The following is a 14,614-nucleotide window of genomic DNA, read 5'->3' on the forward strand; positions in this document are numbered from 1 at the left end:
CGACAGCCAGACTATCTTTGTCGATGAAACGACAAAGAGGGACGGTGGTGGAGACGGACGACGGGTGGCTGCCCCTGACGGTGCCGGAGATGGAGAGCCTGCCGCGGCGGGTGTTCCTGCGGTCGGAGATCATGCCGGCCCGCCACGCCTTTCCCATGCATGCCCACCGCTGGAACCAGTTCGTCTATGCCACCGTGGGCACGCTGGTGGTGACGGTGGAGGATTCCCGCTACGTCATCACGCCGGAACAGGCGATGTGGGTGCCGACGGGGGTGATGCACACCTCGGGCGCGCTGCACGGGGCGGAGTTCCGCAATCTCTATGTGATGGACGGGCCGGGGCTGTCGCTGCCGCAGCGCTGCACGGTGTTCGCCATTACGCCCTTGTTGCGCGCGCTGATCCTGGAACTGGTGGCCATCGACGGGCGGGGCGAGGATGAGGGGTATGTCGGGCGCCTCGACGCGCTGATCCTCGACCAGTTGCACCGGCTGCCGGTGCAGGATTTCCACCTGCCCTGGCCGCGCAGCCGGGAGTTGCGGCGCATCTGCGAGGCGCTCTACGCCGCCCCCGACGATCCCCGCGGGGTGGAGGACTGGGGAGTGGAGGTGGGGGCCTCCCCCCGCACGCTGACCCGGCGGTTCGAGCGCGAGGTGGGGCTGAGCTTGCGCGCGTGGCGCCACCGGCTGCGGCTGTTCCGGGCGCTGGAATGGCTGGGGGCCGGGCGCAGCGTGACCGACGTGGCGCTGGAGTTGGGGTACGGGTCGCCCTCGGCCTTCACCTACATGTTCCGGCGGGAAATGGGATGCAGCCCGACGGGGTGGCTTGCCAGGGATTTTTCCCTCTCTCCTTCGGGGGCATGGGGTTCACGCATTGTGCAACCGACTGATGAAAAATAACATTTCACCGTCATTCCAGCGAAGGCTGGGATCCAGAGGGTGTTTCCAGGGCAAAAACCTCAGGGACTCATATCGCCGCTGATCGCGGCTTGCGTCTGGATTCCAGCCTTCGCTGGAATGACGATGACATCAGGTGTTTTGCATCCTCACCGGGAAGAGGGCAAAGGCGGGGGATTTACCGTCCCGGCGCGTCCAGATCCTCCCACCCCCAGCGGTCCCAGCCGTTGTCGATGAAGGCGGCGAAGCGCTCGTTCGACGGCAGGCCGCGGCAGGCGAGAAGGGAGGGGGTGACCCAATGGGCGCCGCGGGTCCACCAGATGCTGGGGATCTCGGGCAGGGTGCCGACCATCTCGATCAGATGGGCGCGGTGGACCGGGTTGCGGATGCTGAAGCCGGGGTTGGGCAGGCCGAGGTTGCCCAGGTCGGCGGCGATGCGGTCGATCTCCGCCCCCGCCTGACACGCGGCCAGGGCCGCTTCCTCCGCCCGCCCGTACCAGGGGGCGCAGCCGAACGGAACGGTGGTCAGGTCCACCCCTGCCGGCAAGGCGGCGGCCAGCATGAAGGGGTAGAGCCGGCCCACCCGGTCGGCGGAGGGCACCATCACCCCCGCCACCGCCCGCGGCCCGCACAGCCCCGGCGACAGGGCGAAGCGCCACACCGGGCTGGCGGCGAACAGCCGGTCCCACGCCGTCCCGATGCGGATGCGGCTTTCGGTCAGCGCCCCCTGCAGCCACCCGTCCCACGGGTTCAGAAAGCTGCGGGGCAGGCCCACCGCCACGAAATCGCCGCGCGCCGGCACCTTGCCGTAGAAACCGGGGCCGAAGGCAGCCTCCACCGTTTCGGGCGGCGCGGCGGCGTCCGGCTGGGCGGTGGTCCCGTCGGTGGCGTCGGCGGTGCGCGCGGACCGTGACAGGCCGCGGCGCACGCGCCGGATGGTCTCAAGCATGGCGATGGTGTCAGCGGGCCTTTTCACGGCCAAAACCCTTTATACGGGCGAACCAGGACGTCCCTGCGGTGCCAGCACCGATTCAACATGCTTGATGAGCACGTCGTCCAGCGGAACCGGCGCGAACCCCACATCGAACAACGCTTCCAGATGGCGTTTGAGCCCGGCGCGCACGCGGTCGTTTTCCGTGCCGGCCATCAGCCGCTCGTCCCAGTCGGCGGCGATCCAGCGCATCACCGCCACGCGGTTGATCGGCTCCTGCCCGCCCAGCATGCGATAGGCCATCAGGGCGGCCTGAAGCTGTTCCGGCAGCGCCCAGCCGACGCGGAGCTGCTCCTCCAGCCGCAGCAGGATGCGGGACAGGAAGATGCTGCGCAGCGCCCGGCGGTAGGCACCGTCGGCCAGCGCCCCCAGCCGGCCCCCCTGGTACAGCCCGCCCGACAGCGACAGCGGCCCCCAGGCGCTGCGCTGCCCATACCCGCCCGGCAGCCCGGCCAACGCGTCGAGGAACGGCAGGATGGCGGAAAAGTCGGTGTCGTCCACCCGCATCAACGACCGCGGCGCGGTGTCGAGCGGGCGGGCGCGCGCCTCGGCCACCGACACGGCGGCGGCCATCTGCTCCACCAGCATGCGGTTTCCGGTGTAGCTGTTGGTCCAGAACGCCGCCAGCGCCACCGCCGCCGCCGCGGCCCCGCCCACCATGATGCGGTTCTGCCGCCGGAGCGCCCGTTCCAGATCCATATCGACGCCGGCCAACCCGGCTTCGGCCACGATCACGTCGGGGAACAGACGGGCCAGGAAACAGCTTTGCCCCTCGCCCGCCGGCTCGTGCCCCACCGCGGGGCCGAAGGTGGTGAAGGGACCGGCCAGCCGGTCGAAGACGATGCCGCCCTGGGTGGCGCTGGTGAAATAGATGCCGCGCAGCAGCGGCGGCTCGTCCCCCGGCCCGGTGGCGAAGGCGGCTTCCAGCAGGTCGGCCAGCGGTTCCTCCAGCGATGCGACCTGGAGGGGGAAGGTGAAGTTCAGGCTGCGGCGCTCCAGGTCGGGTTCCTGGTGCAGCCGTTCCATCAGCCGTTCGTCCAGCCGGCGCAGGAGGGCTGTGAAGGTGTCGTGGAACCACGCCGCCGGCCCCTGGCCCAGCGGTCCGCCGCCCTCGGGGAAGGTGACGCCCCACACCTGATCCCGCTCCTCCGGCCCCAGCGTGTCGAAGAAGCTGGCGAAGCCGGTGATGAGGTCGGCCTTGGTGCAGACGATGTAGACCGGGCAGCGCTGGTGCAGGTGGTCGCGCACCTCCCCCAGCCGCTGGCGCAGGGTCAGCGCGAAGGCCCGCCGCTCCTCGGCGTTCCACGCGGCGAGGTCGGCCAGGCTGACCGCCAGCACCACCCCGTTCACCGGCTGGCGCGGGCGGTGGCTCTTCAGCAGGTCCAAAAGCCCGGCCCACACCCGCGCGTCCACCGCGTGGCGGCTGTCCTGGGTGGTGTAGCGCCCGGCGGTGTCGATCAGCACCGCGCGGTCGGTGAACCACCAGTCGCAGGTGCGGGTGCCGCCCATGGCGCCGAACTGCAGCGCCTGCGGTCCCTCGCCGAACGGAGAGCCGAGGCCGGCGGCGGCCAAGGCGGTGGTCTTGCCCGAGCCGGGGGCGCCGATCACCAGATACCAGGGAAGCTGGTACACCCATTGCCCGCCCCACCGCGGCCCCATCCGCTGGGTGCGCAGCCGGTCGAGTGCGGCGCCCAGCCGGTCGCGCACCACCGCCAACTCCTCCGCCGAGGCCACCTGATCGGGATCCTTGCCGCCCGCCGACGACAGGGCATCCACGAACCGTTCGTTGGCCGCGCGTTCCTGGGTGTCGCGCTGGTGGTTCACCAGAACCCAGCCCGCCAGGATCATCACGATCAGCAGGAGCCGGGGGAGGGTGTCCTCCAGCGGGCGGAAATCGCCCAGCGTCACCAGCGGCGCCAGGAACCACACCAAAAGCGCCAGCGCCAGCGCGCCGGCCAGCGACACCACCCAGCGCTGCCGTCCCGCCGCGGGGCGGGTGTCGGGCAGGCGGCGGAACAGGCTCATCCAGGGCGGAAGCGGCATGGCGGACGGGCCCCCTTACTGCGGGTAGAGACGGATATCGACGCGGCGGTTGGCCTGCCGCCCGGCGGGGGTCTGTTCGGTGGACACCGGCTCGCCGTCGCCGCGCCCTTCCGCCGACAGCCGTTCGGGCGCGATGCGGCGGGCCAGGATCTGCCGCACCGCTTCGGCCTGCGCCTCGGTCAGCGACTGAACCGTGGGAAAGCGGACGGTGCGGGTGTGCTGGTCGTCGCCGTGGGCGGCCACCACCACATGCCCGCGCTCCTCCGCCAGCACCTGGCCCACGCGCTCCATCACGGCGCGGAAACGGGCGTTCATGCTGTCGCTGCCGGTCTTGAAGATGCCGCCCTGCACCCGCACCACCAGCGCGCCGTCCTCGCCGGCCAGGATGGAGACGGCATCGGACCGCACCTCCGGCTCCAGCGCGCGCATGACGCGGGCGGCCAGCACCGGGCTTGCGCCCATGGGCGGCGGGGCCAGACGGGCGATTTCCAGCGGGCGGTCGGGCAGCAGCCCCACCAGCCGGGATGCAACGCCGTCGGCGCGCTCGGTCAGGGTCTGGGACAGGGCCATGAACAGCACGACCAGGGCGGCGCTGGTCACCGCCCCCATCACCCACGGCGGGATCACCACGCCGGGCGGGCGGAAGCGGCGGTTGGACCCGCGCCACAGGGGCGACAGGGCGCGTTCCCCCGGCCCGCGGTCGCGGCGCAGCACGCGGTAGAGGGAATCGCGGCGGTGGTTCAGGTCGTGCATGCCGCGGGGACGGTCGCGGTATTTCCCCTCGAACCCCAGCGACAGGCAGACGTAATACAGCTCAAGCTCGCGCCGGTGCAGGTGCGGCTCGCTCATCATGGCGTCGAGCAGGTCGAAGAAGCGTTCGGCGGCCCCGGTGGCCTTTTCCACCGCCGCCACCAGCCCCTCGCGCGCCCACACCGACCGTGGCCCCCACGGCGTGGCCAGAACCACGTCGTCGAGACAGGCGCACAGCGCGAAGCGGGCGATGCGCACCTCTTCGGGCAGGCTGCCGGCGGTGGTGGCGGCGCTTTCGAACCGGCGGATCTCGGCGATCACCCGGTCGCGCAGCCGTTCGGGGTTGGCGTGTTCCGGCAGGTCGCGCAGCCGCCCGGCGAGATCCAGCAGCGGCGCCGATGCGGCCAGCAGCGGATTCCACGAGGCGCGCAGAAACGCGCCGGTGTTGAGGGCGGCGGCCAGCGCCGCGGGCGGCGGTTTGGGCGCCGGCGGTTCCGGGGCCGCGGGGGCCGGGGGGGAATCGTCCAGCGTGACCTCGGCGGACGGGGCGGCGGGGGCCGGGCGGGGGGCCGGGCCGGGACCGGGAGTACGCCCGTTGGCCGGCGCGCGGGTGTCGTTCGATTCGCTGTTGGCCTCGTCCGGCATCATGCGCACGCCCGTTCCTCAATCCATCCCCGGTGCCGATCCTTCGTGCCGTAGATATAGCAGCCTCTGCCGCACGAAGGCGAAAAAACGGGCGTTGAAAGAAAAGGATGGGCGGCACCCGCCGGCGGGCGCACCATAGGCCCCGGCCCGCCCCCCAGCGGAGGCAGAGATGAGCATCGGACCCGACAGCATCCGCCGCGAATACGTCAACGGAATCATCATCCTGCACCCCGATGGCCGCATCGACAGCGCCAACGCCGCCGCGTTCGAGGCCGCGCTCGTGAAGTCTGCCGCCGACGGTGCGCCCGTGCTGGTGGTGGTCAACCTGGCGCAGGTGAGCGAGGTGGGGGCCACCGGCCAGCGCGCGCTGCTGCTGGCGGCGAAGAAGGCGCGGGCGGCGGGCAGCCGCATCGTGCTGGCCGCCGCCTCCGCCCCGGTGCGCGACGCGCTGCTGCGCGGCGGCGTGCTGTCGCTGTTCGAAACCCACCCCAGCGTGGACGCGGCGCTGGCGGGGCTGGGGTAGGGGGCAAAAAAGAAAGCCGCGGACCCCTTCGGCGTCCGCGGCTTGTCCTCCACCCGGGGATGGCGGCTTACTTGTTCAGATAGTCCTTCACCAGCACTTCGGCGATCTGCACCGCGTTCAGGGCGGCACCCTTGCGCAGGTTGTCGGACACGCACCAGAACGACAGGCCGTTCTCCACCGTCGCGTCCTCGCGGATGCGGCTGACGTAGACGGGATCGTCGCCCGCCACCTCGACCGGGGAGACGTAGCCGCCCGGCTCGCGGTGGTCGATCACCACCACGCCCGGCGCGGCGCGCAGGGCTTCGCGGGCGGTCTCGGCGGTGATGTCGCGCTCGCACTCGATGGTGATCGCCTCGGAATGGCCGATGAAGACCGGCACGCGCACGCAGGTGGCGTTCACCTTGATCTTGGGGTCGAGGATCTTCTTGGTCTCGACCATCATCTTCCACTCTTCCTTCGTGTAGCCGTCATCCATGAACACGTCGATGTGCGGGATGACGTTGAAGGCGATCTGCTTGGTGAACTTCTGCGGCGTCACCGGATCGTTGACGTAGATGGCGCGGGTCTGCTCGAACAGCTCGTCCATGCCTTCCTTGCCCGCACCCGACACCGACTGGTACGTGGCGACCACCACCCGCTTGATGCCGGCCAGCTCGTGCAGCGGCTTCAGCGCCACCACCATCTGGATGGTGGAGCAGTTGGGGTTGGCGATGATGCCCTTCTTCTTGTAGCCGGCGATGGCGTGCGGGTTCACTTCCGGCACGACCAGGGGCACGTCGGGGTCCATGCGCCAGTGCGACGTGTTGTCGATGACGACGCAGCCGGCGGCCGCCGCCTTGGGCGAGAATTCCGCCGACACCTTGCCGCCGGGCGACGACAGGGCGATGTCCACGCCGCGGAAGTCGAACTTGGCGAGATCCTGGACCTTCAGGACGTCATCGTCGCCGTACGACACCTCTTTGCCCACCGATTTCTCAGACGCCAGGGCAATCACCTCGTCGGCGGGGAAATTGCGAGCGGCCAGAGTCGCCAGCATCTCACGTCCGACGTTGCCGGTGGCGCCGATGACCGCAACCTTGTAGCCCATGGCGGGAATCCTTCTGATAAGTCCGGTGGAGAATAGAAAACGGTTTCCCCTAGTCGGTTTTCGGCAATTTTTCAACGGAATTGCATCGCGGGAAAGCCTATGCCAGGGTGTCGCTTCTGCATGGCAGCCTTACCCGACCGTTAACCAATCACCCCCGGCAGCACGAAACCCATGGCTTCACCGCTTGAGGAGATGATCGCCAAGGCGATCAAGGACGCCGACAAGTCCTTCTTCAACGAGGATTACAGCAAACAGGCCCGTTCGGTTCTGTCGGTTCTGAAAAAGAACGGCTATGAGGTCGTGCCCTCCCGCCCGCCCGAAAGGCTGGTGGAATGGGCCAAAGACAATATTCCGTTCGGCCGGCTGCGCCCGACGGAATTGATTGTCCAGATGTACGGAATTCTGGTGCAGAACGTGCATCGTTTCATCGACTGACCAGTAAAAGCCAGAACAGGCCAGATTTCGCATTGCCGCAAAGGTAATGGCGCACGGGCCAAGGCATGTTCTGGGCGCATGGATCGCCGTGGGGGCCGATGTTCCGGCAAAGACGAGGCCAGCAAAGCCCCGGCGCCTGCGTTTTCCTGGTAGTACCAACCGCGGTGCCGGGGCAGCGTTTCTTTCGCTGTTTGCGAATTACGTTGCAAGTTCGGCGGTGCAGGATACCCACCGTTGACTTGAGCGCCGGGGAAGCGTAATTGATGGCGCCAATTTCAAGGCCCGCGCCTCGTTCCCCGTCACTTTCCCCAGCCGTTGCGACAGTTCCTGTCGCCCCCGGCAGCCGAACCAGAGGACGTCCCGATGTCTCACGGCACCAGTCGGCCGCTTTCTCCCCATATCCAAGTCTATCGATGGCAGTGGACCATGCTGGCGTCGATCATGCACCGCGCCACGGGCGTCGCTCTCACCGGCGGCACCCTGCTTCTGGCGTGGTGGCTGATCGCCGCCGCCGCCGGTCCCGGCCCGTACGCCATTGTCCAGGGCTTCATCGGCTCCTTCATCGGGATGCTGCTGCTGTTCGCCTGGTCCTGGGCGCTGTTCTTCCATCTGTGCAGCGGCATCCGCCATCTGGTGTGGGACGCCGGCGTTGGTTTTGACCTTCCGACCGCGGAAAAGGGTGCGTACATCGTCGCCGGTGCCTCCATCGGCCTGACGCTGCTCACCTGGATCGTCGGTCTGATCGTTTGGTGAGGGAGGCCGGCATGGCAAGCAACGAGTCCAAGTCCCTGCGCTCGGCGCTGGGCGAGGTGCGCGGCCTGGGTTCCGCCAAGCACGGCACCGAACATTGGTGGATGCAGCGCGTCACCGCGGTGGCCCTCATTCCGCTGACCATCTGGTTCGTGTTCGGCGTGATCGGCCACCTGGGGGCCGGCTATCCCGAATTCGTCGCCTGGATGAAGTCGCCGTTCTCGGCCTCCATGATGGTGCTGACGGTGGCGGTGGTCGCCCACCACGCCTATTCGGGCCTGCAGGTGGTCATCGAAGACTACATCCACGTGGAATGCCAGAAGATCGCCGCCCTGCTGGCGGTGAAGTTCCTGGCGATCCTCCTGGCCACGGCCTGCATCATCGCCGTCCTGAAGCTTACGTTCGGAGCCTGACCCGTCATGGCGAGCGCATATCAGATCATCGACCATACCTATGACGTCGTTGTCGTCGGCGCCGGCGGTGCGGGCCTGCGCGCCACCTTCGGCATGGCCGAAAAGGGGCTGAAGACGGCGTGCATCACCAAGGTGTTCCCCACCCGCTCCCACACCGTGGCGGCGCAGGGCGGCATCTCGGCGGCCCTCGGCAACATGAGCGAGGACGACTGGCGTTTCCACATGTACGACACCGTGAAGGGGTCGGACTGGCTGGGTGACCAGGACGCCATCGAATACATGTGCCGCGAGGCCATCCCGGCCATCATCGAGCTGGAACACTACGGCGTGCCGTTCTCGCGCACCCCGGAAGGCAAGATCTACCAGCGCGCCTTCGGCGGCATGACCGCGGAATACGGCAAGAAGCAGGCGTACCGCACCTGTGCCGCCGCCGACCGCACCGGCCATGCGATCCTGCACACCCTCTACCAGCAGTCGCTGAAGCACGAAGCCGAATTCTTCATTGAATACTTCGCGCTGGACCTGATCATGGATGCCGACGGCGTGTGCCGCGGCGTCATGGCCTGGAACCTGGACGACGGCACCATCCACCGCTTCCGCGCCCAGATGGTGGTGCTGGCCACCGGCGGCTACGGCCGCGCCTATTTCTCCGCCACCTCCGCCCACACCTGTACGGGTGACGGCGGCGGCATGGTGCTGCGCGCCGGCCTGCCCCTGCAGGACATGGAATTCGTGCAGTTCCACCCGACCGGCATCTACGGCTCGGGCTGCCTCATCACCGAGGGCGTGCGCGGCGAAGGCGGATACCTGACCAACTCCAACGGCGAACGCTTCATGGAGCGGTACGCGCCGTCGGCCAAGGATCTGGCCAGCCGTGACGTGGTGTCGCGGTCCATGACCATCGAAATCCGCGAAGGCCGCGGTGTGGGTGAGCACAAGGACCACATCCACCTGCACCTGGAACACCTGCCGCCGGAAATCATCCACCAGCGCCTGCCGGGCATCGCGGAAACCGCGAAGATCTTCGCCGGCGTGGATGTGACCAAGGAACCGATCCCGGTGCTGCCGACCGTCCACTACAACATGGGCGGCATCCCCACCAACGTTCACTGCGAAGTGGTCCGCCCGACCGCGGACAACCCCGACGCGGTGGTGCCCGGCCTGATGGCCATCGGCGAAGCGGCCTGTGTGTCGGTGCACGGCGCCAACCGCCTGGGCTCCAACTCGCTGCTCGACCTGGTGGTATTCGGCCGCGCCGCCGCCATCCGTGCGGCGGAAGTGGTGGACAAGACCAAGGCGCAGAAGCCGCTGCCCGCCGACAGCGCCGATGTGGCGCTGGAGCGTTTCGACCGGCTGCGCAACGCCAAGGGCTCGATCAAGTCGTCCGACCTGCGCCTGGAAATGCAGCGCACCATGCAGAACAACTGCGCGGTGTTCCGCACCGGCGACGTTCTGGAAGAGGGCTGCAAGCTCATCGACCAGACCTATGCCAAGAAGGGCGACATCGCCATTTCCGACCGCACCCTGGTGTGGAACTCGGATCTGGTGGAAGCCATCGAGCTGGACAACCTGCTGTGCCAGGCGGTCGCCACCCTGCATTCGGCCCGCAACCGTCCGGAAAGCCGCGGCGCGCACGCCCGCGAGGACTATCCGAACCGCGACGACGAAAGCTGGATGAAGCACACGGTCATCTGGGTCGATGAAAAGGGCGGCACCAAAATCGATTACCGCCCGGTCCACATGAAGACCCTGACCGACGAAGTCCAGGTGTTCCCGCCCAAGGCCCGCGTCTACTAAGGCCCCGAAGCGAGCAGGCAAGGAAGACAGACATGGTTGAATTCAACCTTCCCGCCAATTCCCGCGTCGGCATCGGCAAGACGGTGAATGTCGCGGGCGGCGCCAAGCGTCCCAAGACCTTCCAGCTTTACCGCTGGAACCCGGAAGACGGCCAGAACCCGCGGATCGATTCCTACACGGTCGATCTCGACAAGTTCGGGCCGATGATCCTGGACGCGATCATCTACATCAAGAACAACGTCGATTCGACGCTCACCTTCCGCCGCTCCTGCCGTGAAGGCATCTGCGGCAGTTGCGCGATGAACATCGACGGCACCAACACGCTGGCCTGCCTGAAGGCCATCGAAGACGTGCAGGGCGACGTCAAGATCTATCCGCTGCCGCACATGCCGGTGGTCAAGGATCTGGTGCCGGACCTGAAGCACATCTATGCCCAGCTCACCTCGATCAAGCCGTGGCTGCAGAGCCAGTCGCCGGCCCCGCCCGACCGTGAGCGCCTGCAGTCGCCCGAGGACCGTGCCAAGCTGGACGGCCTCTACGAATGCATCCTGTGCTTCTGCTGCTCCACCTCGTGCCCCAGCTACTGGTGGAACGGCGACCGCTACCTGGGTCCGTCGATCCTGCTCCAGGCTTACCGCTGGATCGTCGATTCGCGCGACGAGATGACCGGCGAGCGTCTGGACATGCTGGAAGACCCGTTCCGGCTGTACCGTTGCCACACCATCATGAATTGCACCAAGGCGTGCCCGAAGGGTCTGAACCCCGCCAAGGCCATCGCCGAGATCAAGAAGCTGATGGTGGCCCGCCGCTAACCCGGCGGATGGGTATTCCAAGGTCCGGGCGGCACGGCTGCCCGGACCCCACCCGTATCCCGCTCAAGGGGGTGCGGAAACGATGGGCGGGGACCTCTTTCGGGTTCCCGCCCTTTTTCTATTACCCTGTCCTGATGCGTGGCAGCGTTGCACGCCGCGCGCCTTGCCACGGGCAGAACATTGATTTTCTGTCATTTCAGCCGAGTCGGGAATAAACAGGCCGCGGGGTGTGTTTATGGTTTTCTGCTCCGTGACGGCGTGGTGACGGCTTGACCGGGGTGGCTGCCTGACCCTAGATTCCGTTCAAACCCGGCCGGTGGGTCATACCCCGGTCTGCGCGCGGTTCCGCCGACGCATCGTTCCACCCACGAGGTCCCATGAGCACCAAAGCCGTTACCGACAGCAGCTTCGAACAGGATGTCCTGACCGCATCCCAACCTGTCCTGGTCGATTTCTGGGCGGAGTGGTGTGGCCCCTGCAAAATGATCGCGCCCGCGCTGGAGGAGATCGCCACGGATTACGAGGGCCGGCTGACCATCGCCAAGCTGAACATCGACGACAACCCCAACACCCCCAACAAGTACGGCGTGCGCGGCATCCCCACGCTGATGCTGTTCAAGGACGGCCAGGTGGCCGCCACCAAGATCGGCGCGCTGCCCAAGGGCGCGTTGGCCGCGTGGATCGAGAGCAATCTCTGATCCCGGCCGGCCCCGGCCGCACGAAAAACCCCGCCGGACCGCGAGGCCGGCGGGGTTTTCTTTTGGGAATTTTGCGTGTCACCCCCGCTGCGGCACCGCCGAGGACAGCAGGAACAGGGCGGCGGCGGCCACCACCACGCTGGGGCCGGCGGGAAGATCCCACAGCAGCGACGCGGTGAGCCCCCCCGACACCGCCACGGCCCCGAGAACGGCGGCCAGACCGGCCATCTGTTCCGGCGTGCGGGAAAAGCGCCGCGCGGTGGCCGCGGGGATGATCAGCAGAGACGTGATCAGCAACATGCCGACGATCTTCATGGCGATGGCGATCACCAGCGCGATCAGCAGCATGAAGGCCAGGCGCAGCGCGCGCACCGGCAGCCCCTCCACCCGCGCCAGTTCCTCATCCACCGTCACCGCCAGCAGCCGGCGCCACAGCAGCCCCAGCCCGGTCATGGCCACCGCCCCGCCGCCGTAGATCCACGCCAGATCCGCCGCCGTCACCGACAGGATATCGCCGAACAGATAGGCCATCAGATCCACCCGCAGCGTTTCCAGGAACGCCAGCGCCACCAGACCCAGCGACAGGGACGCGTGGGACAGGATGCCCAGCAGCGTGTCGGCGGCCAGCGAGCGCCGCTCCTGCAGCCCCACCAGCAGCAGCGCCAGCGCCACGCACACCGCCATCACCCCCACCGTGGGGTTGACGCCCAGCAGAAAGCCCAGCGTCACCCCCAGCAGGGCCGAATGGGCCAGGGTGTCGCCGAAATAGGCCATGCGCCGCCACACCACGAACGACCCCAGCGGCCCGGCCAGCACGGCGATGCCGATTCCCCCGGCCAGCGCCCGCAGCAGAAAATCATCCATGGCGGCAATGACCCCCGTGCTCGGTATCGGCGGGCTTCTCGGCGGCCTTTTCGGTGGGCACGACGCGCCCGTCGCCGGTGTGGGTGTGGTCGTGATGGTGGACATAGACCGCCAGATCGGCGGCGTGGCGCCCGAACAGCGCGTGGTATTCCGGGTGGCGCCGCACATCCTCCGGCGAGCCGGCGCAGCAGACGTGACGGTTCAGGCACAGAACCCGGTCGGTGCGGGCCATGACGGTGTGCAGGTCGTGGCTGACCAGCAGCACCCCGCACCCGCGCGTGCGCCGCAGGGCGTCGATGCGGGTGAACAGGTCCGCCTGCCCCTGCACGTCCACGCCCTGGTCGGGTTCGTCCAGCACCAGCAGGTCGGGGTTGCCCAGCAGGGCGCGGGCCAGCAGCACCCGCTGCATCTCCCCGCCCGATACCGCCTGGACCGGCTGTTCGGCGGTGTGGGCCACCCCGGCCTCGTCCAGGGCGGCGTCGATGCGCGCCCGCGGCACCGGGCGCCACAGGGACAGGAACCGCCGCACGGTCAGCGGCAGCGTGGCGTCCAGCGCCAGCTTCTGCGGCATATAGCCGATGCGCAGGCCGGCGCGCCGCTCCACCGTGCCCGAGTCGCCGGTCACCAGCCCCAGCACCGCGCGCACCAGCGTGGTCTTTCCCGCCCCGTTGGGGCCGATCAGGGTGACGACCTCACCCGGCCACACGTCCAGATCCACACGGTCCAGCACCGCGCGGCCCGAGCGGCGCACGGTCAGCCCGCGCACCGACAGCAGCGCGTCCGCCGCCGTCAGCAGGGGAGAGGGGGGCAAAGAGACTGTTGACATGATATGTTATAACATCACACTTTCGTGAGCACTCACCCTAGGGCCGTTGGGCGGCCCTGTCCAGCCGGAAGCTTTGTACCATGAGCAACCCTTTCGCCTCCCTTGCCGCCGCTGCGGGTCTCGCCTGCGCCGTGTCCGTTGCCGCCGCCCCCGCCGTGGCGGCGCCGCAGGTGGTGGCCTCCATCAAGCCCATCCACTCCCTGGTCGCCGCGGTGATGGAAGGGGTGGGGACGCCGGCCCTGATCGTCAAGGGGGCGGCCTCGCCCCACACCTATGCCATGAAGCCCAGCGATGCGAAGGCGCTGGCGTCCGCCGACGTGGTGGTGTGGGTCGGCCCGGAATTCGAAGGCTTCCTGGCCAAGCCGCTGGCCTCGGCCGGGAAGGCCACGGTGGTGGCGCTGATGGACGCCCCCGGCATGACCCTGCTGGACGCGCGGGAGGGCGGGGCGTGGGAACCCCACGACCACGGCCATGAACACGGCCACGGCGACAAGCACGAGCACGATCACAAGGCGGGCCACGACGATCACGGCCATGACGCGGTGAACAGCCACATCTGGCTGTCGCCGGCCAACGCCAAGCGCATCGTCGCCGTGACCGCCGAGGCCCTGTCGGCCAAAGACCCGGCCAACGCCGGCACCTATGCCGCCAACGCCGCCCGTACCGCCGCCGCCCTGGATGCGCTGGACGGGGAGCTGAAGACGGCGCTGGCCCCGGTGGCGGGCCGCCCTTTCGTGGTCTTCCACGATGCCTACCAGTATTTCGAAGCGGCCTATGGGCTGAGCGGTGTCGGCGCCATCACGGTCAACCCTGACCGCCGCCCCTCGGCCAAGCGGCTGGCCGCCATCCGCGACACGATCAAGGGGCTGGGGGCGGTGTGCGTGTTCGCCGAGCCGCAGTTCGAACCCACCCTGGTCAACACGGTGGTGGAGGGCACCCGGGCCCGCACCGGCACCCTGGACGCCGAAGCCGCCGACATCCCGGAAGGGCCGGCGCTGTATCCCACCCTGATGCGCCGTCTGGCATCTTCCCTGGCCGGCTGCCTGAAGGGGTGAGAGGGGTGAAAGGGGGGCCGCGCAATCAGCGT

The 14,614-nt window shown here is 68.4% G+C and carries 15 protein-coding genes; 9 read left to right on the plus strand and 6 right to left on the minus strand.

Translation table 11 applies throughout. From position 1 onward, the window contains the following. Nucleotides 1–47: 47 nt before the first annotated feature. Nucleotides 48–896 (plus strand): AraC family transcriptional regulator, encoded by an 849-nt coding sequence (locus M2352_RS06260; RefSeq protein ID WP_264663635.1) that lies wholly within the window; start codon nucleotides 48–50, stop codon nucleotides 894–896. 175 nt (nucleotides 897–1,071) lie between these two features. On the opposite strand, the gene tagF is transcribed toward M2352_RS06260, so the two are convergent. The 3 genes from tagF to icmH are packed head-to-tail and all read right to left on the minus strand — an operon-like array spanning nucleotide 1,072 to nucleotide 5,325. After that, the gene (gene tagF / locus M2352_RS06265; RefSeq protein WP_264663636.1) at nucleotides 1,072–1,869 is read right to left on the minus strand and encodes a type VI secretion system-associated protein TagF; all 798 of its coding nucleotides are present in this window, start codon (nucleotides 1,867–1,869) and stop codon (nucleotides 1,072–1,074) included. A 12-nt stretch (nucleotides 1,870–1,881) separates the two neighbouring features. After that, complete coding sequence (gene tssM / locus M2352_RS06270; RefSeq protein ID WP_264663637.1) at nucleotides 1,882–3,927, minus strand: type VI secretion system membrane subunit TssM; 2,046 nt, start codon at nucleotides 3,925–3,927, stop codon at nucleotides 1,882–1,884. 15 nt (nucleotides 3,928–3,942) lie between these two features. Next, on the minus strand, nucleotides 3,943–5,325 hold the full coding sequence (icmH, locus tag M2352_RS06275; protein WP_264663638.1) for a type IVB secretion system protein IcmH/DotU: 1,383 nt from the start codon (nucleotides 5,323–5,325) through the stop codon (nucleotides 3,943–3,945). A 166-nt stretch (nucleotides 5,326–5,491) separates the two neighbouring features. On the opposite strand from icmH, the gene M2352_RS06280 reads away from it, so the two are divergent. Next, nucleotides 5,492–5,845, plus strand: coding sequence for an STAS domain-containing protein (locus tag M2352_RS06280; RefSeq protein WP_264663639.1), 354 nt, complete (start codon nucleotides 5,492–5,494; stop codon nucleotides 5,843–5,845). A 67-nt stretch (nucleotides 5,846–5,912) separates the two neighbouring features. On the opposite strand, the gene M2352_RS06285 is transcribed toward M2352_RS06280, so the two are convergent. Further along, a complete protein-coding gene (locus M2352_RS06285) occupies nucleotides 5,913–6,932 on the minus strand; it encodes an aspartate-semialdehyde dehydrogenase (RefSeq protein WP_264663640.1) in 1,020 nt (339 codons plus the stop codon). 171 nt (nucleotides 6,933–7,103) lie between these two features. Between M2352_RS06285 and M2352_RS06290 the strand changes: the two genes are divergently transcribed. The 6 genes from M2352_RS06290 to trxA all read left to right on the plus strand — a co-directional run bounded on the left by M2352_RS06290 (nucleotide 7,104) and on the right by trxA (nucleotide 11,837). Then, the gene (locus M2352_RS06290; protein ID WP_264663641.1) at nucleotides 7,104–7,367 is read left to right on the plus strand and encodes a hypothetical protein; all 264 of its coding nucleotides are present in this window, start codon (nucleotides 7,104–7,106) and stop codon (nucleotides 7,365–7,367) included. A 363-nt stretch (nucleotides 7,368–7,730) separates the two neighbouring features. Further along, a complete protein-coding gene (gene sdhC, locus M2352_RS06295) occupies nucleotides 7,731–8,120 on the plus strand; it encodes a succinate dehydrogenase, cytochrome b556 subunit (RefSeq protein ID WP_264663642.1) in 390 nt (129 codons plus the stop codon). Nucleotides 8,121–8,131: 11 nt separating this feature from the next. Continuing rightward, entirely contained in the window at nucleotides 8,132–8,530 is a 399-nt protein-coding gene (sdhD, locus tag M2352_RS06300) for a succinate dehydrogenase, hydrophobic membrane anchor protein (RefSeq protein ID WP_264663643.1), read from the plus strand. Between the two features lie 6 nt (nucleotides 8,531–8,536). After that, entirely contained in the window at nucleotides 8,537–10,327 is a 1,791-nt protein-coding gene (sdhA, locus tag M2352_RS06305; RefSeq protein ID WP_264663644.1) for a succinate dehydrogenase flavoprotein subunit, read from the plus strand. A 32-nt stretch (nucleotides 10,328–10,359) separates the two neighbouring features. Continuing rightward, the gene (locus M2352_RS06310; RefSeq protein WP_264663645.1) at nucleotides 10,360–11,139 is read left to right on the plus strand and encodes a succinate dehydrogenase iron-sulfur subunit; all 780 of its coding nucleotides are present in this window, start codon (nucleotides 10,360–10,362) and stop codon (nucleotides 11,137–11,139) included. A gap of 377 nt (nucleotides 11,140–11,516) precedes the next feature. Next, on the plus strand, nucleotides 11,517–11,837 hold the full coding sequence (gene trxA, locus M2352_RS06315) for a thioredoxin TrxA (RefSeq protein WP_264663646.1): 321 nt from the start codon (nucleotides 11,517–11,519) through the stop codon (nucleotides 11,835–11,837). Nucleotides 11,838–11,915: 78 nt separating this feature from the next. On the opposite strand, the gene znuB is transcribed toward trxA, so the two are convergent. Both znuB and znuC read right to left on the minus strand, forming a co-directional pair. After that, the gene (gene znuB, locus M2352_RS06320; RefSeq protein ID WP_264663647.1) at nucleotides 11,916–12,701 is read right to left on the minus strand and encodes a zinc ABC transporter permease subunit ZnuB; all 786 of its coding nucleotides are present in this window, start codon (nucleotides 12,699–12,701) and stop codon (nucleotides 11,916–11,918) included. Next, on the minus strand, nucleotides 12,694–13,527 hold the full coding sequence (gene znuC, locus M2352_RS06325) for a zinc ABC transporter ATP-binding protein ZnuC (protein WP_264663648.1): 834 nt from the start codon (nucleotides 13,525–13,527) through the stop codon (nucleotides 12,694–12,696). The genes znuB and znuC overlap by 8 nt, the downstream gene beginning before the upstream one ends. Nucleotides 13,528–13,607: 80 nt before the next feature. Here znuC and znuA point away from each other — a divergent pair, with 80 nt between their 5' ends. Next, on the plus strand, nucleotides 13,608–14,582 hold the full coding sequence (znuA, locus tag M2352_RS06330; RefSeq protein ID WP_264663649.1) for a zinc ABC transporter substrate-binding protein ZnuA: 975 nt from the start codon (nucleotides 13,608–13,610) through the stop codon (nucleotides 14,580–14,582). The last annotated feature ends 32 nt before the right edge of the window (nucleotides 14,583–14,614 follow it).

This window comes from Azospirillum fermentarium (assembly GCF_025961205.1).
GTDB classification, from domain to species: Bacteria; Pseudomonadota; Alphaproteobacteria; order Azospirillales; family Azospirillaceae; genus Azospirillum; species Azospirillum fermentarium.